The following is a 24,243-nucleotide window of genomic DNA, read 5'->3' as shown; positions in this document are numbered from 1 at the left end:
TTAATTAAGACAATATCATGCTAATTTACCTTTATTTGTTAGCATAATTCAGATATTAACCCCGAAATAATGGGAAATAAATACTTATAAACCAAATAATTACCAAAACTTTTCGACAAATAAGGTTCACGCTATACCATTACTAGCATTACAATTAGTTTTATATAGATAATTCTTTCTTTACAATCTAACGATTTACCGATGTTTTTACGTCAATTGATAAAAATGAAATTAAATATTCTGAATATTATTTATAAAATTGTTTTTTACAACTTATTACAATTAAACTTTGTTATGATTGATTTTATATAAACTAAATAAAGGAGATTGTGATATGATAATTCTGAATAATGAAAAAGTTACTAGACTATTAAATGAATGGTATAAGGTTATTCTATCTAAACAAATAACAAAGGCGACAAGAATGAAAGAAGAAGTTGATGAAAAGATTAGTGTCTTAATGGTCGAACAAAATCGAGATTTACAAGATCAAAATCTCTTATTGTACTATTCTTTATTGGATTATAGTTATAAAGTGTTAATAAATAAATCATATGTAACTCGTAGTGATTTTGATGCAGTTGAAAAACTTACAACAAAAACTATTGATGAGTATTTAAGATACTACTACCATTTCTATAAAGCTGTGCATAACACTATGATTGCTAACTATATGGAAGCGATGGAGCAATTTGAAGAAGCTGAACGACTTTTAGAGTATATTCCTAATGACATTGAAAAAGCTGAATTTAATTATAAACTTGGTGAACTATATTACCACCTTCAACAACCTTTATTAACAATTAAGCATGTTATGAAAGCAAAAGACATATACAAAAAACATGAAGATTATGTAATAAATCAAATTGAATGCGATACAATCCTAGGATTGGCAAGTGTCACTTTAAGTCAGTTTGAACAAGGAGAAGAGCTTTTTGTTAAGTGCGTGGATATGGCTAAAAAACATAACTGTACTCGACTAATTACCTTAATTCAATACAACTTAGGTTTTCTTTATGCAAAACAAGGTATATCCGCAACTGCAATTCGACATTTAATGGATGTGTATAAATCTGAAAAACCATATCATAAAACTGTATTCTTACTGGCTCGAGAACATTTCAAAGTAAATGAAATTGAAAAAGCACAAGAATTTTTGACTCAAGGCTTTGAATTAGCTGATGTTGAATATACACATCATTTACGAATACTTCGAGCACAATACGATGAAAATTATAAGCAGAATCTAGAAACAACGATTGCAGATGGACTAGATTACTTTGAATCCCAAAAACTTTATGGATTTATGGAAGAGTACTCTGGAATTTTAGCGAAAAAACTTTATCAAGAAGGTAATCATGAGAAGGCTAGCCAATACTTTAATATATCTTATGATGCTAAAGAATTACTTCAGAAGGGAAGTGCGTTAAAATGAAAAAAGTACTAATAGGATTTTTTAGTTTTGCTGCTGTTTTAACTATTGGAAGTTTTACAGAATCTTTTACATCACAAGCTGATCATGGTAGACCACCTGCACCACAAAGACCAGATTATATTTCTAATGTGGCCGATTTTGATCACGGTAGACCACCTGCGCCGGCATACGAATACGGCGATACTTATATTGATCATGGTGAGCATATCTAAAACAAAAAGAGGACGTGATATATACGTCCTCTTTTTGTTTTATTTTAATTACGACCCAATTATATTTGAAATAATATAAAGGATAATGTTCTAGTATATCAATTCCATCAATAATAATGTCTGCGTGTGGCTTGCTATCAAGAAACTGTCCAAGTGTCAACAGGAAAAAGTGTTAGTTTCTCATATAAATCTCATAATTGAGAATTGGTTTAAATAACCGGTGCAACAACAGCGAAATGCGATTCGTATATTTGCACACATTTTGCACACATTTTGTTCACGTACTATATAAAAAAGTACGAAAATCTATAAAAATAATTATTTCGATAAAATTTTTCTGGATTTTAAAAAAGTGCTAAAACCCTTATATCACAAGGGTTTTGGCACTTTTGTATTTTTTGTATTTTATCAAATAAACAATCCTAAAATTGTTCATTCTTCTCCCAAGATTCAACGATATAATGTGCGATCGTCGGATTGAAGCCTTTACCAACTAAAAACATAATCGCAGCAACTTCTGTTAATGCGTGTTCATGTGATGTATGTTTTGCTTCATTTAAACCGTAATCTACCCATGGTTTTACGAAATCTAGTACGGGTTTCTTGAAAGGTAAAAACTGTGTACCGACAACTTGTTGAATTTGTTGTTGTGTTGGTTCAGTAATTGGTCCAGGTGGTAAGATTTGTGGTTGTGTAATGTCTAGTGTTGGTCCAGGTGGTAAGATTTGTGGTTGAGTTGGATCTATTGTTGGTGGTTTAGGTGGTGAGACACGTGCGTCGTAGTTTGGTTGATACATTTGTTGTTGGTATTGCGGTTGTTGTGGTTGAGTTGTGTATGGGTTTTGTGGTGCTGCATATGGATTTTGTTGATATTGTTGTTCTTGGTTTTGTGGTGCTGCATATGGATTTTGTTGATATTGTTGTTCTTGGTTTTGTGGTATTACATATGGATTTTGAGGATATCGCTGTTCTTGATTTTGTGGTGCTGCATATGGATTTTGAGGATATTCATAATTTGGACGTGTGTCATATGGATTTTGTTGAAATTCAGTTTCTTGGTTTTGCGTTGTTGCATATGGGTTTTCGTCATATTGTGGTTCTTGCTGTTGTAACTCTTGTTCTTCGTATTGTTCTGTGTATCTCTGTTCTTGTTGTTGAGGATACAATGGTTGCCTTGGATAAGGCGGTTGATTATTATAGAACATGTTTATTCCTCCTTCATGATGATGCCTACCACCTAGTGTATGGGCGGACAAGAAAATATGTGATGAAAAAATGCGGGCGTGTTACAATAAGTAACTGGGTGAAGATAAAATGACAAAACAAGAAAAAATTCAAAAAACAATTACTTTTGTAAAACATATTTTAGAAAAAGATGCGAGTGGGCATGATTGGTATCATATTGAACGTGTACATAAAATGGCGATTTCTTTATCTGAGCAAGAAGGTGGAAATCGTTTTATAATTGAAATGGCAGCATTACTTCACGATGTGGCAGATGAAAAGCTAAATGAAAGTGAAGAAGCAGGAATGAAAAAAGTTTCTGATTGGTTAGAAGAGCTACGGGTTGAAGAAGAGGAAAGTAAACATATTCTTCATATCATCGCCAATATGTCTTATAAAGGTGGCCATGGCGGCACAGTAGAGTCACTTGAAGGGAAAATTGTTCAAGATGCGGATCGTTTAGATGCTCTTGGTGCAATAGGAATTGCTCGTACATTTGCATATGGTGGGGCGAAAGGGAGATTAATGTATGACCCAACTATTCCGCCGCGTGAAGAAATGACGAAAGAAGAGTATAGAAAAAATAATGATCCATCTTTAAATCATTTTTATGAAAAACTTTTGAAATTAAAAGATTTAATGAATACGAATGCAGCAAAACAAGAGGCTGAAATTCGTCATCGTTATATGGAACAGTTTATTGAACAATTTATGAAAGAGTGGAATGCACAAATATGAAAATGTTAACTGTGGAGAACTTATCAAAATCATATGGAGAAAAGCCGTTATTTGATGGATTATCATGTAGTATTACAGAAGGACAACGTGTCGGAATTATTGGTGTAAACGGAACTGGTAAATCGACATTATTAAAAATTATTGCAGGATTAGAAACTCCTGATACAGGTGATATGACGCATTCACGTGGGTATACAATTAGTTATTTATCACAGCAACCAGAGTTTGATGAAAAACTGACAGTATTAGAGCAAGTGTTCCATGGTGATACACCTTTAATTCGTCTTCTTCGTGATTATGAAAAAGCACTATTAAATATTGAAAAAGATCCAAGTAATGAAAAAGTACAGGAACAATTGTTTGCAGTGCAGCAACGTATGGATGCAATGAGTGCATGGGAAGCAAATGCAAATGCGAAATCTCTTTTAACGAAATTAGGAATTACGGACTTCACTGCAATTGTTGGGAATTTATCTGGTGGACAGAAAAAACGTATCGCAATGGCACAATGTTTTATTGAAACACCGGATCTATTAATTTTAGACGAGCCTACGAACCATCTTGACCATGAGACAGTTGAATGGTTAGAAGAATATTTAGCGAGATATACAGGTTCGGTATTACTTGTAACCCATGATCGTTATTTCTTAGATCGTGTGACGAATCGTATTTTTGAATTAGATAATGGTAAACTATATAGCTACGAAGGAAACTATAGTACATTTTTAGAAGCGAAAGCACTTCGTGAAGAGCAAGAATTGGCACAAGAATCGAAACGCCAAAATTTATATCGTCGTGAACTTGCTTGGATTCGTCGTGGTGCAAAAGCCCGTTCTACGAAACAAAAGGCGCGTATTCAGCGTTTTGATGAGCTAAAGGCACAAGAAGGACCAGCTGCAAAACAGTCAGTTGATATTGCACTTAGCGGTAGCCGTCTTGGGAAAAAAGTACTTGAGTTAAAAGATGTAACGAAAAAATTTGGTGATAAAACGGTATTAAACAACTTTAATCATATTGTGAAACCAGGCGATCGCATCGGAATTATTGGAGCGAATGGAAGCGGGAAATCTTCGCTATTAAATATGCTTGCAGGTAAGTTATCTCCTGATAGTGGTGAAATTGAAGTTGGACAAACTGTAAAAGTTGCTTATTATACGCAAGAAAATGAAGAGATGAATTTAAATCAGCGTATGATTGAATACATTAAAGAGATTGCAGAAGTTATTCATACGACAGATGGAAAAGTAATTGGTGCATCTCAAATGTTAGAACGTTTCTTATTCCCGACGCATTCACATGGTACACCACTTGGTAAACTATCTGGTGGTGAAAGAAGACGTTTATATTTATTACGTATTTTAATGGGAGAACCAAACGTACTTTTACTTGATGAACCTACAAACGATCTAGATACACAAACATTAACAGTACTAGAAGATTATTTAGAAGATTTCCCAGGTGTCGTTTTAACTGTATCGCATGACCGTTACTTCTTAGATAAAGTAGTAGATGAACTGTTCATCTTTACTGGCGGAGGCGAAGTGCGTGAATTCCTAGGTAGTTATACAGATTATTTAGAAATGGAAAAAACGAGAGAACTTATGGAGAAAGCGGAAGTTCAAAAAGAGAAAAAAGTTGTAGGAGAAGCTCCAAAACAACAACGTAAACGTAAACTTTCATACAATGAACAGCGTGAATGGGAAACGATTGAAGATACAATTGCCGAACTTGAAGAGAAAATTGAGTCAATTGGAGAAGAACTTGCGAAAGTTGGATCTGACTTCACAAAGGCACAGGAATTATCTGAAGCACAGCAGAAAACAGAAGAAGAGCTAGAAAAACAGATGGAAAGATGGAGTGAACTATCAGACATCGTTGAAGGATTAAAATAAAAACAAGCTGCATATATTGAAAAGTAAAGAGAAAAACTTTACACTATTGGTAGAACCTATTTTAGGAGGGAAAAAATGAGAACATCTAATCCAATGTTGAAAAAAGAGGCATTCCGTAAAGAGGGAGCAAGCGCTTCTGCGATGACGATTGGCGGAACAGTAGGCAAAACGTTCATTATGCTTATCTTGCTACTTGCAACGTCTGTCTATTCATACATACAGATGATGCAGGGGACGATGAAGATGCCAGTATTAATTGGTGCTTTAATCGTTGCGGCAATCATCGCATTTGCGTCTATGTTCTTCCCGCGCATTTCACCTTTTGGTGCACCAATCTATGCAGCGGTAGAAGGGGTTGTGTTAGGAAGTATTTCAGCAGTTTATACAATGAAATTTGGCGATTCTATCGTTTTAAATGCTGTATTACTAACAATCTCAATTCTATTTGCAATGTTAGTGTTATATGCAACACGCGTAGTAAAAGTAACGGATAAATTCCGTACAGGCGTTATGGCAGCAACACTTGGAATTATGGTTATGTATTTAGTCGTATTCCTACTAAATATGTTTGGTGTAACTGTTCCATACATTCACCAAGGTGGTACAATCGGTATTATTATTAGTGCAGTTGTTATTGTAGTTGCTGCATTAAACTTATTACTAGATTTCGATTTAATCGAAAATGGTGTACGTAGTCAAGCTCCGAAATATATGGAGTGGTACACTGCGATGGGACTAATGCTTACATTAGTATGGTTATACTTAGAAATTCTTCGTTTCGTTTCTTACTTTACGAAAAATGACTAATAAAAAATCCTGCATGAGAAATGCAGGATTTTTTTATTTTTAAAGATAAATTGATTTTATGGTATAATATGGATATTGGTAACTTGAGTTAAGGGGGATGGAATATGATGAAAGAGAAGAAAGGGATTATGAAAAAGCTATTTTCTAAAAGTTTTTTCATAGAACTAGATGATGCTTTAACGTATCCATCATCAAAAGTCATTACTTCAGCAATAGAGAGATATGCGGCTGAATGCAATGAAAGACTAAAATTTGAGAGTAAAGTTAAACAGATTACTTTCTACTTAGAAAATGTAATGTACCGTGCTGAAATAAAGATGGCTCGCGGAGGATATTACATATCTTGTACTGAAGTGTAATAAATTTTGAAACTATACATGTTTGAACTATGTATGGTTTCTTTTTTTGTTTTGTAAGGTCCAAAATAATACTTTCTACTTACGGATATATCATTTTGTGCTTTTTACCATTCAAACATTTCTCCTTACAATGAAGAAAAACATGTGAGGTGGTATAACTTATGATGAATCGAGTTGTATTAATCGGTAGATTGACAAAGGAGCCAGAATTATACTACACAAAACAAGGCGTCGCTTATGCACGAATATGTGTTGCGGTGAATAGAGGATTTCGAAATAGTTTAGGTGAACAACAAGTCGATTTTATTAATTGTGTCGTTTGGCGCAAATCGGCTGAGAATGTAGCTGAATATTGTAAGAAGGGGTCGCTCGTTGGGATTACAGGGCGTATTCAGACTAGTAATTACAATGATGAACAAGGCAAGAGAATATATAGAACTGAAGTTGTGATTGAGAGTATTACCTTTTTGGAGAGAAGGCGGGAGGGGGCATCGTAATAAAAGGTGATTTTAAGTAATAGCTTCGGAAAAAATTGTGGAAAGTATTTTAATAAACTTAAAGAGGGGATACCGCCAGCTTTTTTGAAAAAACAAGTAAAGAGTATACAAAATTTTATAACGTTTTTTGGCTAATCCAGTAACAAACGAGAATCGTAAAACCCATCACAGGATAGGAATGTATAAAAAGATGAATCGAGTGATAGAAAATAAAAAAAGGGATTCCTTCTGAGAGTAAGGAATCCTCCTTTTTGTTGCTACCGATAATAGGACGTTATGTTAACTTTACATGAATATGTTATACAATAGATAAAAAAGAGATGGGGAGAACAATGAGTATAAACTATCCATTTAAACCAAAATCAAATCGTTATTTAGTACCAGGACAATTTTGGACTATTCCTTTAGATAACAGTAAATTTGCATGTGGTAGAGTAATTGAAACAGATCCAAATAGTAGAAGGTGATTTTTAGCAGGTTTGATGGACTGGATCGGAGATAGCCCACCTATGGCTGAGAATTTAAAAGGTTGTAAAACGTTAATACAAATAGATGTTCATATTAAAACCATTCATGAAACAGCATTGGATGGTTTTATAAGTGGCTATCGTTCATTAGAATTAGATGGAATTGAAACAGAGTATTTCACTTCACAAATGGTTCATGATGAGAATTGTATGTTAATGAAAGGATATTCAGTACTTAGACAGGCGACCAAAGAAGAAGCAGATACGTATGATCAGTTCGGTTACGCAGGTTACATGATGATTAAATGTTACGCAGAAGATTTATTAGCAAATAAATAACTTCCAATAACGAAAATTATGTAAATAAGCTATCCATATGGATAGCTTATTATATTTTTTTGCTTAGCGTGTTTTTTTCAAAAATAATGGCGATGCCTCAAGAAATGGATAAAAAATAAAAATCATCGGAAACGAAAGCTTTTAAAATCCCGTTCCTAATTTAAAATGTAAAAAGAATGAAATAGTATGGTAGCGGGAAGAAAGTAGTAAAATTAAGCATCCGAGTAGGAGTATAGAGTGATAACATGTTACAATACAGCTAAGAACATGCAATAAAGGAGAGTTTTTTACGTGAAGATTAAAGCAATTGAACCGACGCCAAGTCCAAATACAATGAAAGTTATTTTGAATGAAGTATTACCATCAGGAGCGCGTAATAATTATACAAATGAAAATAAAGAACAAGCACCAATGCAAGTGCAAGAAATTTTGAAAATTGAAGGCATTAAAGGTGTATATCATGTAGCCGACTTTTTAGCAGTGGAGCGAAATGCGAAGTATGACTGGAAAGTTTTATTACAACAAGTTCGTGCTGTTTTCGGCGAAGAAGTAGTGGAAGAAAGTGAAGAACAACAACTTGCTCATTTTGGAGAAGTGAAAGTGTTTGTTCAAATGTTCTTTACAATTCCAATGCAAGTAAAGTTAACAGATGGAACGACGGAAGAACGTGTTGGTTTACCAGATCGTTTTAAAGAATCAATTATGAAAGTGCAAATGTCTGCACCAAACGTTGTAAAAGAGCGTAAATGGGTGGAACAAAGTACACGTTACGGTAATTTTGAAGAAATTGGGAAAGAAGTAGTGGAAGAGATTGTTGCTGCTTATTCAGAAGAACGTGTAAATGAAACGGTTAAAGAATTATTAAATCAAGCAGGTGCTGTTGAAGTAACGATTCAAAAGCGTGAGCCATATAAAGTAACAGAAGAGATGATGAAAGATTCTGACTGGAAAAACCGTTTTGCAGCATTAGAACAAATGGATCCTACTGAAGAAGATATTCCAGTGTTGAAGATGGCGTTAGATGATGAAAAAGTTTCAATACGCCGCTTAGCAACAGCGTATTTAGGTATGGTAAAAGGTGATGAAGTATTACCGTTATTATATAAAGCGTTGTTAGATCGCTCTGTAAGTGTTCGCCGTACTGCAGGAGATTGTTTATCAGATGTAGGTGATCCGGCAGCGATGTTCGTTATGATTAAATCTCTGAAAGACCCAAGTAAATTAGTACGCTGGCGTGCAGCGATGTTCTTATTTGAACTTGGAGATGAAAGTGCGATTCCAGCATTAAAAGCAGCGCAAGATGATCCAGAGTTTGAAGTAGCGATGCAAGCACGTCTAGCATTAGAGCGTATTGAAGGCGGAGAAGAAGCAAAAGGTTCTGTATGGAAACAAATGACGGAGTCACGTAAAGGGGAATAATGCATGATTGTTTTCTATGATAGTTGGTGTCCGATGTGTACGGCCGTTGCAGAACGTACGAAAAAATTAGATAAAAAGGGTAAGATGAAATTTGTTTCATTTCGAAATGAAGATGTAGTTGAGAAGTATGAGCTTTCTCAAGAACTACAAAGTAAGATGGAACAAAGACTGTATATTTTAAAAAATAATAAGTGGTATGACGGTATTCAGAGCATAGATGTATTAGCAAAGGCCGTTCCATCTTATTGGTTTGCAGTTCCTTTTATAAAGTTATCTATCGTACTTGGTTTTGGAAGTAAAGTATACGATTATATCGCTAATAATAGAAAACTTGTTCCAGTGGGACATTGCCGCGGTGGGGTTTGTGAAATCCCTACAAAAAAATGAAATCATCGTTATCTTTCTTTTGCACCTATTAATAGAGCGTGATATGATGAATTTGGAATGAAAGTTGAAGGAGAGATTACAAGATGTCAAATGCTTATGAAGAATACATGCGCCAAATGGTAATCCCAATGCGCCAAGAGTTAGTGCGTTCTGGGTTTGAAGAGTTAACTACAGAAGAAGCTGTAACAGAATTTATGGAAAATACATCAGGTACAACTTTAGTAGTTGTAAACTCTGTTTGTGGTTGTGCAGCTGGTTTAGCACGTCCATCAGCAGGTCAAGCGGTTGTTCGTGCTGAAAAACAACCTGATCATCTTGTAACTGTATTCGCAGGTCAAGATAAAGATGCTACTGCAAAAATGCGTGAATACTTCGGAGAAATTCCTCCATCTTCACCATCTATGGCATTATTAAAAGGAAAAGAAGTTGTTCACTTCATTCACCGTCATGAAATTGAAGGTGCAACTATGGACGAAATTATTACGAACTTAGAACAAGCTTTCGAAAAGAATTGCTAAAGAAGGGGGAGAGTAAATCTCCCTCTTTTCTTTATATAGAGGTGAAACAATGATCGTAACAACAGCAGGAAGAACGAATAAAGAAATGACAGATTATGCAAAGCTGGTAGCCGCAGAATTAAATGCTTCTTTCGTTAAACGTAATGACATACCAGTACATAAGCTGCATGAGCAGTATGAACAAGATGTGCTTGTCGTAGGGAAGAACCGATTAGCTATTTATCCGAAAGGTACGGAAGAATCGTTTTTCTTTCATCCGAACTCAGCGATGTTTCGTGTGAAAAGGTTAATGCGTGGAGAACACGATCCGTTTGTACAAGCCACGCAATTAGAGAGAGGAATGACAGTGTTAGATTGTACGCTCGGGATGGCATCAGATAGTATTGTAGCTAGTTATGTTGTTGGTGAAAGCGGAAAAGTAACAGGACTTGAAGGCAATGAGTATATGGCTTATATTATGGAAAATGGTTTGAAAACATGGTCTTCATCCGTTTCTGAAATTGATGAAGCAATGCAAAGAATTCAAGTAAAGAAAACGGAGCATTTTTCATTTTTAGCGCAATGTGAAGACAATAGTTACGATGTCGTTTACCTTGATCCGATGTTTGAAGAAACTGTCATAGAATCCGACGGAATTAAAGGATTAAAACACTTCGCTTTGTATCATGATATTACTGATGAAACAATTGCGGAGGCAAAACGAGTGGCGAGAAAATGTGTCGTTTTAAAAGATCATTTTCGTAGTTCTAGATTTGAAAAACACAATTTTTATGTATACAAAAGAAAAAGTGCTAAGTTTCACTTTGGTGTAATTCACCCTTGCTAATTGTTTGAAAAGATGTATAATAAGCAATAATTAATTAAATATACTGTCTGTGATGAAGAGAGTAGTCTTTTTTAGAAGGAAAGCGAGCTAGGGATGGTGTGAGCCTAGTACGGAAGAAAAAGATGAAGCGCACTTCGGAGATGCTTCTTGAACGAATAGTAGAGAAAGCCGAGGCCCCCTGTCCTCGTTATAAACGGGAAAGTGGTTCGTAACGAACAACAAGGGTGGTACCACGGGTTAAAACTCGTCTCTTTTTTAGAGACGAGTTTTTTGTGTTTTAAAAAATAAGGAGGTTGTATCATGGATTATAAAATGCAGTTTGTGGAAAGTTTATCTAATATTTTCACGAATGAATTAACGCAAAAACAAATTTTAGATTTAATTGAAACACCGAAACAAGATGAATTTGGAGATGCAGCGTTCCCATGCTTTTCATTAGCGAAGCAATATAAAAAAGCACCAGCTCTTATCGCAAAGGAAGTTGCTGAGAAATTAAATAATCCGTTTTTTACGAAAGTAGAAGCCGTTGGTCCTTATGTAAATGTATTTTTCAATCGTGAAACTGTAAGTGATGCAGTATTAAAAACAGTTTTAGCGGAGAAAGAAGAGTTCGGTCAAAACCACTTTGGCTGTGAAAAAACAGTAGTAATTGATTATTCCTCTCCTAATATCGCGAAACCTTTTTCGATGGGACATTTACGTTCTACAATGATAGGAAATTCGCTGAAACATATCGCTGAAAAATGTGGCTATGAAGTTGTAGGGATTAATTATATAGGAGATTGGGGAACACAGTTTGGAAAGTTAATTACGGCTTATAAAAAATGGGGAAATGAAGCAGTAGTTAAAGAAGATCCAATACGTGAGCTATTTAAGTTATATGTCCAATTCCATGAAGAGGTAAAAGACGACGAAGAACTAGAAGAAGAAGGACGTGCTTGGTTTAAGAAATTAGAAGAAGGTGATGAAGAAGCGGTAGAGCTTTGGAATTGGTTCCGTCATGAGTCCCTTAAAGAATTTTCTCGCATTTATGAACTTCTCGGCGTAGAATTTACTAATTTTCAGGGAGAAGCATTTTATAATAATTTAATGGAAGATTTTATTGGGATTTTAGAAGAACATGAGTTGCTTGAAGAATCAGAAGGTGCATTAGTCGTTAATTTAGAAGAAGAAGGAATGCCGCCTTGTTTAATTAGAAAATCAGATGGTGCGACGATTTATGCAACGCGTGACTTAACGGCAGCTTTATATCGTCAAAACACTTATGGGTTTGATAAAGCGCTATATGTTGTTGGTCCAGAACAAAGCTTACATTTCAATCAATTTTTCACCGTATTAAAAAAACTTGGCTATACTTGGGTTGATGGTATGGAACACGTACCATTTGGCTTCATTTTAAAAGATGGTAAGAAAATGTCGACACGTAAAGGAAGAGTTATTTTACTTGAAGAAGTACTCGAAGAAGCAATCGAACTTGCAAAACAAAATATTGAAGAGAAAAATCCAAACTTAAAACAAAAAGAAGTAGTAGCAAAGCAAGTCGGTGTTGGTGCAGTCATCTTCCACGATTTAAAAAATGAGCGTATGCATAATATCGAATTCTCATTAGAAAATATGCTGAAATTTGAAGGAGAAACAGGACCTTACGTACAGTACACACATGCACGTGCTTGTTCTATTTTAAGAAAAGAAAGTGTAGAATTTGAAACATGTACATTTGCTTTAAAAGACGATCATAGCTGGAGTGTCGTAAAATTACTTAATAAATTCCCTCAAGTAATTGAAGCGGCTTTCAATAAAAATGAGCCATCTATTATTTCGAAATATATATTAGATGTAGCACAATCATTCAATAAATATTACGGTAATGTTCGTATATTAGAAGAGAGCAAAGAAAAAGACAGCAGACTCGCATTGGTTTATGCTGTGACGGTTGTATTAAAAGAAGGATTACGTTTACTTGGGGTGGAGGCACCTGAGGAGATGTAACATAGTAGTAAACTGACAAACTGGGTCTAGTATAAACCTGGTTTGTTTTTTTATTGGATATATATTTTTTTTGCAAAATCAATTAAAATCTTTTTAGAGAGGGTGATTCATATTGATTCGAACTTTTATTTTACAAATTCCTTGTCATAGAAGATTAGATAGGAGTTTTTTTAAACTACAAAAGTACATACCTTTATGTGCGCGTTGTACAGGCATGCTTATTGGTATTTTAATGTTTCCAATTTATTTTTATATGACACCTTCATTTCTTTTGGCAATCATACTATCATTTTTCGCTCAAATTCCGTTACTTATCGATGGGTTCACCCAAAAGTGGAAATGGAGAAGTAGCTCAAATTTGCTAAGAATAACTACTGGTGTATTAAGCGGTAATGGTATGGGATTATTCATTTCCTCTAGTGTTATATGGATATTATCTTAAGATATATAGTAATGGAGGTATTTACATAGATGTTCTGGATTTATTTAATTCTAATTTTTATTTCAGGCGGAAGTGGAATTGGTTTTATGATTCAAAATAAGTATACAGAAGCAATAATAGCTTTTGTTATTTGTATACTATTGTTTGGGCTACTGTATTATTATCTTAAAAGAAACAAAAGAAAGAGAAAAGCAGATTGTGACGATTTAGACTGTACGGATTGTTTTGATTGTGATTGTACTTGTTAAATTTTTCTTCCAAATAAAAAGCTAGTGTATTATTAAAAATACACTAGCTTTTTTGCTTTGAAGTTTTAAGAAAAGTGTAGGAATACGGCTATTATATAGAGAACTTTAGTTTTGTATATAAAAGGAGGCGGGAAAATAATCTGTTTTGAACCACATTAGATTTCTAATATGGCTTCTTATTTACTAGATGGGGAGAAACAATCGGAATTTATTCAGCTAGGTGTTTTGCAGAAATTATTTGAAAGTGATACGCAAAGAAATGGTAAAGATGGCAATATAGGCATGAAAATACCGATATATTTAAGTGAATTAGGTGTGAAAAATATTGAATGTAGAGTAAGCGATAAAGTGAACTTTTTAGATTCAAATATGCATCATAATGATAAAAACGATTTGTATCAATCATTAAAAGAAGAGGGGATTGCAGGTGATCCGGGTAATAAGCAACAATTTGTAGAACGTTTAATAGCCAGAGGATTAACATATGATAATGCGCTAGCTCAATATGAAGCTGAACTACGATTTTTTAAAATATTTCATGTGTATTCTTCTTTTGTATACGCTCCCAATATGAAAATTACATTTGGTGACATAGTTTGTTAAAAGGTATGATGTATAAGGCTTGTCGTTTAATGTCGATAAGTCGATATTCGACATATAATCGCTGATATATGTTAAGAATCGGTCGATATAATTTGAAAATCGCCGATAAAATGAAAGAATCGCTGATATATTTGAATTATCGCCGATATAATTTTATGTACTAATTTCAGCTTCTACAAGATTAAAACCGCATGTTACGTTATTCCATATAATTAAACAAAATACGGAGAAAAACAATCATTTTTACTATATTTTGTTATAAATTTGAATAATATTAATTAATAACATCTATTATAAGAGATTTTAGTTGAATACATACTATATGGTGTGTAAAATCTAAGCAAGTAGCAGTTTAAATATAAATTCGAGGTGAATGCATGCTAGATTTTAAGCAGTTAGAAACTTGTTTAAAAGACAAGAGATTTGTAGATGGATTACAGGAAATAAATAATGAAATTGCATATATAAAAGAAACGAATACTTTATCCTATGTGAAGAATTGGCTTGCCAATATTCCTTCGCATAAGGAGTTCGATATATTAATTCGCCTTACTGATGAAGGGCTTATGCACCAATACAGTTCATTCCTCATTCGTTACGCTTATAAAAAATTCCCAAATATGAGAACGCTCTCTTTATATTGTGATGAGTTAATTGATGAGCGGAAAATTCTTGAAGCAGAGCAGTTGTTAAAATCTTCTTTAGAAGAGTTAAGTAAAGAAGAAATAGATGCAGATTTTTTAGCGAAAACATATTTTACGTTAGTACGATGTCTTTTAGAAATGAAACGAAACGAAGAAGCGTTAATGTATATGCAAAAAGCAGAGGAGTACAGTGCGCGCGCAGTGTTTGATAAATGGGGCTACGTTTATATGCATACAGGTGAATGGGAGAAAGCGGAAGAACAATTTATTGCTGGCATGCAGCATGAAGATTGTGAAGAGTTATCTACCTATTTATTATCACAATTGTATGCGAATAAAGGAGAACAAAAACGCGCGATACAGTTAATCGATGATGCGATTGTAAAATTCCCACAAGTACCATATTTTCATTTTGAGAAGATAAAGTATTTATTAGATTTAGAGCAATATGAAGAGATGTTAGCGGTAATAGATAACATAAATACTCAGCTGCCATATCATGCCTATAATACTTACTTTGTACATTTACGTGCAGAAGCACTGTACAAAATGAATAAATTTGCAGATTTACAAAAACTATTAAAAGAAGAAAAGAGTTTAAAAGAATCTTTATATCATAATTTAGAAAAAAATCCGGATGGAAAAAAGGTTCACTTGCCGATAGTTCCTATTGTACAAAAGGATAATTATTGTGTTCCGACAAGCTTAGAGATGATGTTGCGTATATGGGGAGAGAAACGTACACAAGATGAAATAGCAGAGTTTATTTTTGATATGACAGGTTCGAAGTTTTCAGATACTGTTTCTTATTTAGAAGAATTAGGTTATGAATATCGTTATTTTAAAGGGAATGAAGAGAATTATAAGAGACTGATTGACGAAGGAATTCCTGTTTTATTAAGTATAGATATTGAGCATGCTTCACACGTACAAGTTCTATCTGGATATGATGATACATTGCAAGCTTTCTATGTTCAAGATCCAAACTTTATAGAACCAGTTCTTGTGGAATATAGTAAATTACAAGAAAAATATCGTTATACAGGCTGTTTAGCAATCACGTTTGTTCCGAAAGAAAAGAAGGAGCAACTAGCGTTTCTAAGTGAAGAAGAAGATCGTTATTTTAAATCTATTTTTTCTCTTACGGATCATTTAGATGAACATGACAAAGAGGGAATTAGTAACTTAGTACAATTTTTAAAAGAAACGAGTGATAATCCAAATACGTGGTTATATACGATAAAGCACTTAGATGTTGAAGTAGATAAAGAATTTATTTTATATTGTATCGATAAGTTAATGGAAAAGTTTCCGAACTCGGACTTTGTTAAATTGCATGGTGCACAGTGTTTTATTCGTCTTCAGGAAGTAGAGAAAGCGGAGCAAATGCTGACAAGCGTTGAGAAGAAAAATAATCGTGCTTTATATCATTTAATAAACGGAAGATATGCGTTTGAACAGGAAAGTTATCTAGAAGCGATTTCAAGCTTTCGTTCATCGTTACAATTAGACGCAGATCAGCCTATTGCTTGGAGTTTTCTCGCTTTATCCTATATGTATATTGATCAATCTGAAAAAGCATTGCAATACTCTCAAGTTGCGTTAGAGCGTAGTCCTGAAAGGTTCACTTTAACAAATCACGGTTTAATATTAATAGATTTAGAAAGATATGAAGAAGCATATGAAATCTTTAATGACTTGTTAAAAGAGTATAAATATGAAGCGCATGTATGGTATGAACGAGCGAGATGTGCACATCAACTAGGGAAATTATATTTAGCAATAAAAGGGCTTAAAGTAGCGATTCATTTGGATAGTAATGCACCTTACATTTATACGAAACTTTCGGAAATATACGAATCTGATTTGAAGGATGAGGAAAGTGCGAAAGAAATTTTATTAAACGGTATTGAGAATTGTGATGATAAAGCACCTCTTTACGTAAAATTAGGTGACTATCATTTTCAAAATGATAGCTTGGAAGAAGCAGAAGTATTGTATAAGCGTGCTTTAGAAGAAAATGATGAGGATGTTTATTCTCACTTCGGACTTACACAAGTTTATATGGCAAGAGAACAATATAAGGAAGCAAAAGAATATATTCTTGGTCTTGAGAAGCAAATTGAAAAGAGCCAAGATTTCCTCATGAATGCAGGAATGGTTTTATGGGATGCTGAAATTGAACTTGGTGGAAATGAAGAAGGATTTAAAGTAGCGCTATCTAAGTTAGAAAATGGTATAAAGAAAAGTGATTATAATGTAGCAAGTGCGTTAGATGAATATGTGAATCGAATTAAAGGAACGGAATTTGTACAACGAGGTATAGCATTTTTAAGAACGTTACACAAAGAAAGAAATGAAGTAAGTGAGTACGGTTGTTATGCAGGTATTTTGTATGAATCTATTGGACAGTACGGCCAAGCGATGAAAAGATATAATAAGGCGATAGAACAAATGGAAACGGCATTACCGTATTACCGAATTGGCGAAACACTTATGGCATTAGGGCAATTGACGGAAGCAAAGCAGGCGTATGAAACATGTTTAGAGCTTGATGGGAATTTCGTAGGTGTACATTTACAGCTTGCGGAAATATACGAAAAAGAAGAAAACCGTTCTAAAGAACAAAGTCATATGGTTCAGGCGATGAAAGAAGAGCCGTTGCATATTAATATGGAATATTTGGCACAGCTTTCAGTAGAAATGAACCTTCAGGAAGAATTGCTGATTGAACTAGAACAATTAGCGGACGAAGTACCTGAAATATGGCGTTTAGATGCGATTGCATATGTGTACGGAGCGATGAATGAAACAGATAAAGAACAAGCACAGATTGAATACGCGCTACAATTAGATGGTGAGCATATAGAAGTACTATATCATTATGCAAAAGTATTAGTGAAAAAAAGAAATGTAAAAGCAATTGAAGTTGCAATGAAAGTAATACAAAAAGATTTTGATAATGAACGTATATTTGATGTTTATGTAAAAGCAGTAGAGCAACATAAAAAATTGTCTAACATACGAGATTTTCTTCATACATTAAAGGTGAAAAAAGCAGAAAGAAGTGCAGCATTCATGTATGCTGCAGCTGCGGTTACGGAAATATGGATTGAACGCCAGCTGCATGAACAGCCGAAACGATCTATCATTACGAGAGCTTTTTATCGTATGAAAAATCGTGCGAAAGAAATTTCAATGGTTACTATGATAATTGATTTATATGAAATCTCTTTAAAGTTAAATCCGAAAAATAGTATGGCAGCACAGCGATTTGCGCTATTTTATGAGAATGTAGAGATGAATAAAGAAGCAATAGAGATTCTGCACACGTCACTACAAAATAAATGGGATTATGACGTAGCGAAGCAACTTGTAAATCTTTTCGTTGAGTGCGAGGAAGAAGATATGTTAAGAGATGCTTTGGAATTAACGAAACAAATGGTTCGAGAACTACCAGATGATTATGATACTCTTCTTCTGCAAGCACAAGTATTCTTTAAAGCAGGGGAAGAAAGAAAAGCAGAAAAGATTATCTTACAATTAACAGAGCAAACACCGTTTGTAAGTAGAGCATTTCTTGCTTTAGGAGAAATATATCAAAGTCAAGAAAGGTTTGAAGAGGCAATTCAAGTATTAGAAAATGCTTCTATACATCATCCAAATGAAACAGTAATTCTTCTTTCTTTAGCGTCTTCATATCATGGTGCCGGCCAAACACTAAAGGCAGAAAAAATAACAAATGAAGTATTAACAATGGATGCAAGTGATTTGTTAGCAAGATATGATCGTGCTTGTTATTTAGCACAGTTAAATAGAAATGAAGAGGCGAAGGAAGAGCTTGAAATTGTCCTTCGTGAGGATGACTCGGGATTCTTTGTTGAACTTATTGAGGATGATGAAAATTTAGCAGCATTGCGAGAATTTGAAAAGTAATTGTATAAGAATAGGGGAAAAAGATAAGGATATATTTTGAATTAGTTGACAATTAGTTGCTAAATGGCATAAAATAACTTTTAACAAAGTATACAAATCTGAAGACGAGAAAGAGTAAAATAGTGAGCTGTTCTCCAGAGAGCCGGTATATTGCTGAAAGCCGGTGTGCAGACGTTATTTGAAAATCATCTCCGAGGAGCTGAGGCTGAAAGTAAGTAAGCCCGGACGGATGTCTACCGTTACAAAGAACACGTATGATAGTACGTTGCTAAGTGCTATTAGTGAAAAAGCTAATAGAATTAGGGTGGTATCGCGGGTAAACCCGTCCCTACTTTATAGGGACGGGTTTTTTGTGTGCTTTAAAATATTCAAAGGAGTGATTGTATATGGAAAAAGTAGATGTAAAAGAATCAGCTGTAGGAAGAGAAATGCGAATTCGCAAACAGTGGAACGAACAAAATATTTTCGAACAATCAATTCAGAATCGAGAAGGCGCACAGTCTTTCGTATTTTATGAAGGACCACCAACGGCGAACGGACTACCGCATGTAGGTCATGCACTTGGACGAACAATTAAAGACTTAGTAGCAAGATATAAAACGATGGCTGGTTATAAAGTGTTAAGAAAAGCGGGATGGGATACACATGGTTTACCTGTAGAATTAGGCGTTGAGAAGCAACTTGGTATTTCTGGTAAACATGAGATCGAAGAATATGGCATTGAACCATTTATTCAAAAGTGTAAAGAGAGTGTTTTCACATATGAGAAGCAGTGGCGTGAATTCACTGAAAGTATTGGTTATTGGGTAGATATGGATGATCCATATGTAACTTTAAAGAATCCATATATCGAAAGTGTATGGCATATTTTGGGGACAATCCATGAAAAAGGATTGTTATATAAAGGACATAGAGTTTCACCATACTGCCCAAGCTGCCAAACCTCATTGAGCTCACATGAGGTTGCACAAGGGTATAAAACAGTAAAAGATTTAAGTGCAACTGTGAAGTTTAAAGTGAAAGATAGTGAAAATGAGTATTTCTTAGGTTGGACCACAACACCTTGGACACTTCCAGCAAACGTTGCGCTTGCTGTCCATCCAAATATGGAATACGTTAAAGCAAAACAAGAAAGTCATGTATACATTGTTGCGAAAGAACGTGTACAAGAAGTATTAAAAGAGAACTATGAAGTATTATCTGTTCATAAAGGCGAAGAATTATTAAACACATCTTATACAGCGCCATTTCCGATGAAAGAAGTTACAAATGGTTACCGCGTTATTGCAGCAGATTTTGTAACGGGAGATAGTGGTACAGGACTTGTTCATATTGCTCCAGCATATGGAGAGGACGATTATAGAGTCGTTCAAAGTGAAGGATTGTCATTCTTGCACGTTGTAGATGAAAAAGGTGAGTATACAGAAGCGGTACCATTTTTGAAAGGGAGATTTGTAAAAGATTGTGACGTGGATATCGTTCGTTATTTAGCGAAGGAAGGTTTACTGTATCATAAAGAAAAATATGAACATAGCTATCCGCATTGCTGGCGTTGTGATTCACCACTACTTTATTATGCAGGAGAAAGTTGGTTAATCCGAACAACTGCAATTAAAGATACATTTTTACAAAATAATGATTCTGTTACTTGGTATCCGGATCATATGAAACATGGACGTTTTGGTAAGTTTTTAGAAAATATGGTGGACTGGAATATTAGCCGAAATAGATATTGGGGAACACCATTAAACGTGTGGGAATGTGAAAGTTGTAATCATCAGTTCGCACCGAAGAGCATTGCCGAATTAAGAAAGCATAGTACGAAAGAAACACCGGAAGATTTGGAATTGCATAAGCCGTATGTAGATGAAGTGCAAGTCTGCTGCGAGAAATGCGGAGGAACAATGAATCGTACACCAGAAGTAATTGATGTTTGGTTTGATAGTGGTTCTATGCCATTTGCACAATATCATTACCCATTTGAAAATAAAGAGTTATTTGAAGAGCAGTTTCCAGCGGATGTTATTGCAGAAGGAATTGATCAAACACGCGGCTGGTTTTATAGTTTATTAGCAGTATCAGCACTATATACAGGAAAAGTACCGTATAAACGAGTGTTATCACTAGGGCATGTTTTAGATGAAGAAGGGCAGAAAATGTCTAAAAGCAAAGGAAATGCACTAGACCCAGTTGATTTAGTAGATAAATTTGGTGCAGATGCGCTAAGATGGGCTTTACTTGTTGATAGTGCCCCGTGGAATGCGAAGCGTTTTTCTGAAAGAACAGTACTGGAAGCGAAATCTAAATTTGTAGATACATTAGTCAATGTGTATAGCTTCTACGTTTTATATGCAAATTTAGATGAGTATAATCCGAAAGAAACGTATGATGTAAAGCTTACGAAATTAGACGAATGGGTATTATCAAGATTGCATAGTACAACGAAAAAAGTGAGAACGGCACTTGATGATTATCAATTTACGAATGCAGCTCGTGAAATTGCAGCACTTGTAGATGAAGTGAGTAACTGGTATGTAAGACGCTCACGTAATCGTTTCTGGGAATCTGGTATGAACGCTGAGAAAGCAGCTGCGTATGAGACACTTCATGAAGTACTTGTAACAATTAGTAAATTAATTGCACCATTTACACCATTTGTCGCGGAAGACATTCATCTGAATTTAGAAGGAAGCAGCGTTCATTTAGCCGATTATCCAGTTGTAAATGAATCACTACTTCAGCCGAAATTAGAAGCGGAAATGGATGCTGTTTTACAAGTTGTTGAACTTGGAAGAAGTAACCGTAATCAGCATTCTTTAAAAGTAAAACAGCCGCTAGCAGAACTTGTATTACTTGAGCATAACGAGAATGATATGGATTGGGAATCTTATCGTGATATCGTTATGGATGAGTTAAATGTAAAAGCGTTCCATGTTGAACTCGATGAAACAAAATACACATCATATCAATTGAAGCTTAATTTTAAAACAGCGGGGCCGAAGTTCGGTAAAAATGTGAATGCAGTGAATGGTTGGCTAAAACAATTATCACAAGAAGAAGTGCAAAACTTTGTATCAACAGGAAGAGCAGTTTACGAAGCAACACCAGGAGAAGAAGTAGTTGTAACTGCTGAAGATGTGTTAGTTGAGAAAGTTGCAAAATCAGGATTCTCTAATACGACTAACGGACAATATACAGTTATGTTAGATACGAATGTAACGGAAGAATTGTTGCAAGAAGGAGTAGCGCGTGAATTCATTCGTGCGGTTCAAGAATATCGTAAACAGTTGAATTTACCAGTTAATTTACGAGTCGATGTTATTCTTGATACAGAAGTAGAGCTACAGCGAACGTTAACGAACCATAAAGATTTATTGGAAGAAAACTTACTCGTTAAACAATTTACATTTGGTCACTTAACGAACGAAGACGATGAACTTTCTTTGGGTGAAACAAAACTTAGAATTAAATTAAGTGCAGCTAATTAAAGAAAAAAGGAAGTTGGAATGATTCCAACTTCCTTTTTGTATGATGGAAATTTATCCGGCTAATTTCCTCATAATCCATTCGATAGGACCTCTAGAAAATTTCTTTCTCCATAACACACTAATTAAAATGCTGAAAATGAAAAATGCAGTAGCAAATAATAAAACGAATAGTAGTGATTGATTTTCCATTCTATTTAATAGAATTAATATCCCAATACCGATAAATACATGACTGACATAATGAGTTAATGTTAATTGTCCTGTTTGCACAATGGAAGTGACAAACCAATTATTTCTATATTTTTCAGCGATATAGAGGCAAATGATTAATATAGCAATAGAGGATCCTGTAGCAGATAAAATATATAATACATTTGGTAAGATGGGTCCTGTATTAAATAAAAATGTGGCGGTCTCTCTGCCGATGTATGGAATAAAAAAGTGTGTAAGTCCTTTTGATAAAAGTTCTGTCAATATTGTGATTGTAATACCGAGTAAGAGTAATCTTTTTTTTATTTTTTTATTATGAAGATCTAACCTGCCAATTAACATACCGATTAAGAAGAACGAGAACCAAGGGAAAATAGGGTGATAGCCATTAAAGAATAAGTTGCGAAGAAAACCCTTTATTGTCCAGAAGTCTACATAATTTATAAATGGAGTTGGACCTACCCAACCCTCGAAAGTATTGAAAGTAAGCTGAAGAGATTGTGCAAACAATAAAATAATGATAGAAAGAAAAAGTAATAGTTTTTTGCGTACTGTCATGAGTAATGCAGCAACGAAAAGGTAAACACCATAGTAGTGTAATATATCCCCAGTCCACTCCATTACATATAGTAGTAATCCTAAAATAAATAAGAAAAGTGATCGTTTCCATATGGTCTTTCGGCTATTAGAAATTTTTATTTGTTCATTGCTAGCAACGGCTGACCTAGTCATTAAAGTTATACCAATGCCAGCAAGTATAACAAACAAAGCAGAGGCTCTACCTTCAAATAGTGACATGAAGGTTATTAAAAAAGGGGGACCATTTCCTTCTGCACCTGTTATCACCATGAAATTAACAAGTAGCATACCAAACATCGCCCAAGCTCTAGCAAAATCTAAGCCGATAATGCGTTTTTTTGTATTCACTTCAACCCCTTCTTTCAAAAATGTTATTTACAGCTTCAATCCAAATTTGTTTATAATCTATCTTTGCACCAATCATCATAAAATTTCCGATATTATCAAGCACTAATGCTAACATATGAGCTTTTGAAACTAGATTTTTATTTTCAATTAATTGAAGTTCATTTGCTTTTATAAGGAGTACTTCAAATCCATGTAAGTATTCTGTTTGCACAGTTAGTAATCGATCTTTGTACATCTTGTTTCTTGAAGATAGTAATACATATTCTTGTAACACTCGGTTAAAATAAGGGTCGTTTCGCTGTTCATCAATTATTTTAAGGCCAATTGCAATACATTTTTCAATAAAATTTGATTTTGTAAACTCTTCTGTATGGAAATAAGAAGAGAACTGCATAGCTTTACATAATTCAGTAAAAATACATTCAATTAAAGCATCTTTAGACTTAAAGTAGTAATATATAGATGGTTTTGCGATACCAACCTCCTCACCAATCATCGTATAAGTTGTTTTAACAATACCGTACGTAGCAAAAAGGCGATAACTTGCTTCCATTATTGAAGAGAGTGTTTCTTCACTTTTACTCATATAGATCCTCCTAAAAAAAGGTTATTTAAATCGTATCACTTACAAGTGAT

Annotated in this window: 21 protein-coding genes, 1 pseudogene and 2 other annotated features; of the genes and pseudogenes, 19 read left to right on the top strand and 3 right to left on the bottom strand. The window is 34.4% G+C overall.

The features are described 5' to 3' along the window. Positions 1 to 334 precede the first annotated feature (334 nt). Both AU379_RS13100 and AU379_RS13095 read left to right on the top strand, forming a co-directional pair. Positions 335 to 1,435 (top strand): aspartate phosphatase, encoded by a 1,101-nt coding sequence (locus AU379_RS13100; protein ID WP_172794111.1) that lies wholly within the window; start codon positions 335 to 337, stop codon positions 1,433 to 1,435. Then, positions 1,432 to 1,647 carry a hypothetical protein gene (locus AU379_RS13095; RefSeq protein ID WP_000756629.1) on the top strand — a complete coding sequence of 72 codons (216 nt, stop codon included), beginning with the start codon at positions 1,432 to 1,434 and terminating at the stop codon, positions 1,645 to 1,647. The genes AU379_RS13100 and AU379_RS13095 overlap by 4 nt, the downstream gene beginning before the upstream one ends. A gap of 422 nt (positions 1,648 to 2,069) precedes the next feature. On the opposite strand, the gene AU379_RS13090 is transcribed toward AU379_RS13095, so the two are convergent. Continuing rightward, a complete protein-coding gene (locus tag AU379_RS13090) occupies positions 2,070 to 2,852 on the bottom strand; it encodes a hypothetical protein (protein ID WP_000499720.1) in 783 nt (260 codons plus the stop codon). Positions 2,853 to 2,961: 109 nt separating this feature from the next. Here AU379_RS13090 and AU379_RS13085 point away from each other — a divergent pair, with 109 nt between their 5' ends. From AU379_RS13085 to ileS, 17 genes and pseudogenes are all read left to right on the top strand, one after another. Then, on the top strand, positions 2,962 to 3,609 hold the full coding sequence (locus AU379_RS13085; RefSeq protein ID WP_000165966.1) for an HD domain-containing protein: 648 nt from the start codon (positions 2,962 to 2,964) through the stop codon (positions 3,607 to 3,609). After that, positions 3,606 to 5,501, top strand: a complete 1,896-nt coding sequence (locus tag AU379_RS13080; protein WP_061139360.1) for an ABC-F family ATP-binding cassette domain-containing protein — start codon at positions 3,606 to 3,608, stop codon at positions 5,499 to 5,501. Before AU379_RS13085 ends, AU379_RS13080 begins: the two co-directional genes overlap by 4 nt. A 75-nt stretch (positions 5,502 to 5,576) precedes the next feature. Next, positions 5,577 to 6,308: a Bax inhibitor-1/YccA family protein gene (locus tag AU379_RS13075; protein WP_001260655.1), complete on the top strand. Its 732-nt coding sequence runs from the start codon at positions 5,577 to 5,579 to the stop codon at positions 6,306 to 6,308. Between the two features lie 104 nt (positions 6,309 to 6,412). Then, positions 6,413 to 6,667 (top strand): DUF4318 domain-containing protein, encoded by a 255-nt coding sequence (locus tag AU379_RS13070; RefSeq protein ID WP_000975131.1) that lies wholly within the window; start codon positions 6,413 to 6,415, stop codon positions 6,665 to 6,667. 161 nt (positions 6,668 to 6,828) lie between these two features. Further along, positions 6,829 to 7,164 (top strand): single-stranded DNA-binding protein, encoded by a 336-nt coding sequence (locus AU379_RS13065; protein WP_000982015.1) that lies wholly within the window; start codon positions 6,829 to 6,831, stop codon positions 7,162 to 7,164. Between the two features lie 332 nt (positions 7,165 to 7,496). Further along, positions 7,497 to 7,631, top strand: coding sequence for an Imm26 family immunity protein (locus AU379_RS30970; RefSeq protein ID WP_000026685.1), 135 nt, complete (start codon positions 7,497 to 7,499; stop codon positions 7,629 to 7,631). Positions 7,632 to 7,646: 15 nt separating this feature from the next. Further along, positions 7,647 to 7,970, top strand: coding sequence for a hypothetical protein (locus AU379_RS13060; RefSeq protein WP_000383793.1), 324 nt, complete (start codon positions 7,647 to 7,649; stop codon positions 7,968 to 7,970). 291 nt (positions 7,971 to 8,261) lie between these two features. After that, positions 8,262 to 9,389 carry a conserved virulence factor C family protein gene (locus AU379_RS13055; RefSeq protein ID WP_000692580.1) on the top strand — a complete coding sequence of 376 codons (1,128 nt, stop codon included), beginning with the start codon at positions 8,262 to 8,264 and terminating at the stop codon, positions 9,387 to 9,389. Between the two features lie 3 nt (positions 9,390 to 9,392). Next, on the top strand, positions 9,393 to 9,776 hold the full coding sequence (locus AU379_RS13050; protein ID WP_000634887.1) for a DCC1-like thiol-disulfide oxidoreductase family protein: 384 nt from the start codon (positions 9,393 to 9,395) through the stop codon (positions 9,774 to 9,776). An 83-nt stretch (positions 9,777 to 9,859) separates the two neighbouring features. After that, positions 9,860 to 10,294 carry a BrxA/BrxB family bacilliredoxin gene (locus AU379_RS13045; protein ID WP_000063706.1) on the top strand — a complete coding sequence of 145 codons (435 nt, stop codon included), beginning with the start codon at positions 9,860 to 9,862 and terminating at the stop codon, positions 10,292 to 10,294. A gap of 49 nt (positions 10,295 to 10,343) precedes the next feature. Beyond that, positions 10,344 to 11,120: a class I SAM-dependent methyltransferase gene (locus AU379_RS13040; protein ID WP_061139359.1), complete on the top strand. Its 777-nt coding sequence runs from the start codon at positions 10,344 to 10,346 to the stop codon at positions 11,118 to 11,120. 40 nt (positions 11,121 to 11,160) lie between these two features. Next, positions 11,161 to 11,375: a binding site (T-box leader), on the top strand. 45 nt (positions 11,376 to 11,420) lie between these two features. Further along, the gene (argS, locus tag AU379_RS13035) at positions 11,421 to 13,109 is read left to right on the top strand and encodes an arginine--tRNA ligase (RefSeq protein ID WP_000384929.1); all 1,689 of its coding nucleotides are present in this window, start codon (positions 11,421 to 11,423) and stop codon (positions 13,107 to 13,109) included. Between the two features lie 112 nt (positions 13,110 to 13,221). Continuing rightward, positions 13,222 to 13,551 (top strand): DUF2085 domain-containing protein, encoded by a 330-nt coding sequence (locus AU379_RS13030; RefSeq protein ID WP_000621475.1) that lies wholly within the window; start codon positions 13,222 to 13,224, stop codon positions 13,549 to 13,551. Between the two features lie 29 nt (positions 13,552 to 13,580). Further along, the gene (locus AU379_RS13025) at positions 13,581 to 13,799 is read left to right on the top strand and encodes a hypothetical protein (protein WP_000498601.1); all 219 of its coding nucleotides are present in this window, start codon (positions 13,581 to 13,583) and stop codon (positions 13,797 to 13,799) included. A gap of 117 nt (positions 13,800 to 13,916) precedes the next feature. Beyond that, positions 13,917 to 14,402, top strand: a pseudogene (locus AU379_RS13020) (class I SAM-dependent methyltransferase); the annotation flags it as partial. A 377-nt stretch (positions 14,403 to 14,779) separates the two neighbouring features. Beyond that, positions 14,780 to 18,982 (top strand): bacteriocin-processing peptidase family protein, encoded by a 4,203-nt coding sequence (locus AU379_RS13015; RefSeq protein WP_061139358.1) that lies wholly within the window; start codon positions 14,780 to 14,782, stop codon positions 18,980 to 18,982. Between the two features lie 92 nt (positions 18,983 to 19,074). After that, positions 19,075 to 19,315 (top strand) — a binding site (T-box leader). 53 nt (positions 19,316 to 19,368) lie between these two features. After that, complete coding sequence (gene ileS, locus AU379_RS13010) at positions 19,369 to 22,470, top strand: isoleucine--tRNA ligase (protein WP_000416540.1); 3,102 nt, start codon at positions 19,369 to 19,371, stop codon at positions 22,468 to 22,470. Positions 22,471 to 22,521: 51 nt separating this feature from the next. Here the strand turns inward: ileS and AU379_RS13005 are convergent, their stop codons facing one another. Next, complete coding sequence (locus tag AU379_RS13005) at positions 22,522 to 23,607, bottom strand: heparan-alpha-glucosaminide N-acetyltransferase domain-containing protein (RefSeq protein ID WP_061139357.1); 1,086 nt, start codon at positions 23,605 to 23,607, stop codon at positions 22,522 to 22,524. A gap of 1 nt (position 23,608) precedes the next feature. Beyond that, the gene (locus AU379_RS13000) at positions 23,609 to 24,193 is read right to left on the bottom strand and encodes a TetR/AcrR family transcriptional regulator (protein ID WP_000045223.1); all 585 of its coding nucleotides are present in this window, start codon (positions 24,191 to 24,193) and stop codon (positions 23,609 to 23,611) included. Positions 24,194 to 24,243: the final 50 nt, after the last annotated feature.

The organism is Bacillus sp. JH7, from assembly GCF_001563515.1.
Classification (GTDB): Bacteria; Bacillota; Bacilli; order Bacillales; family Bacillaceae_G; genus Bacillus_A; species Bacillus_A cereus.
This window is presented reverse-complemented; position numbering and strand designations above follow the sequence as displayed.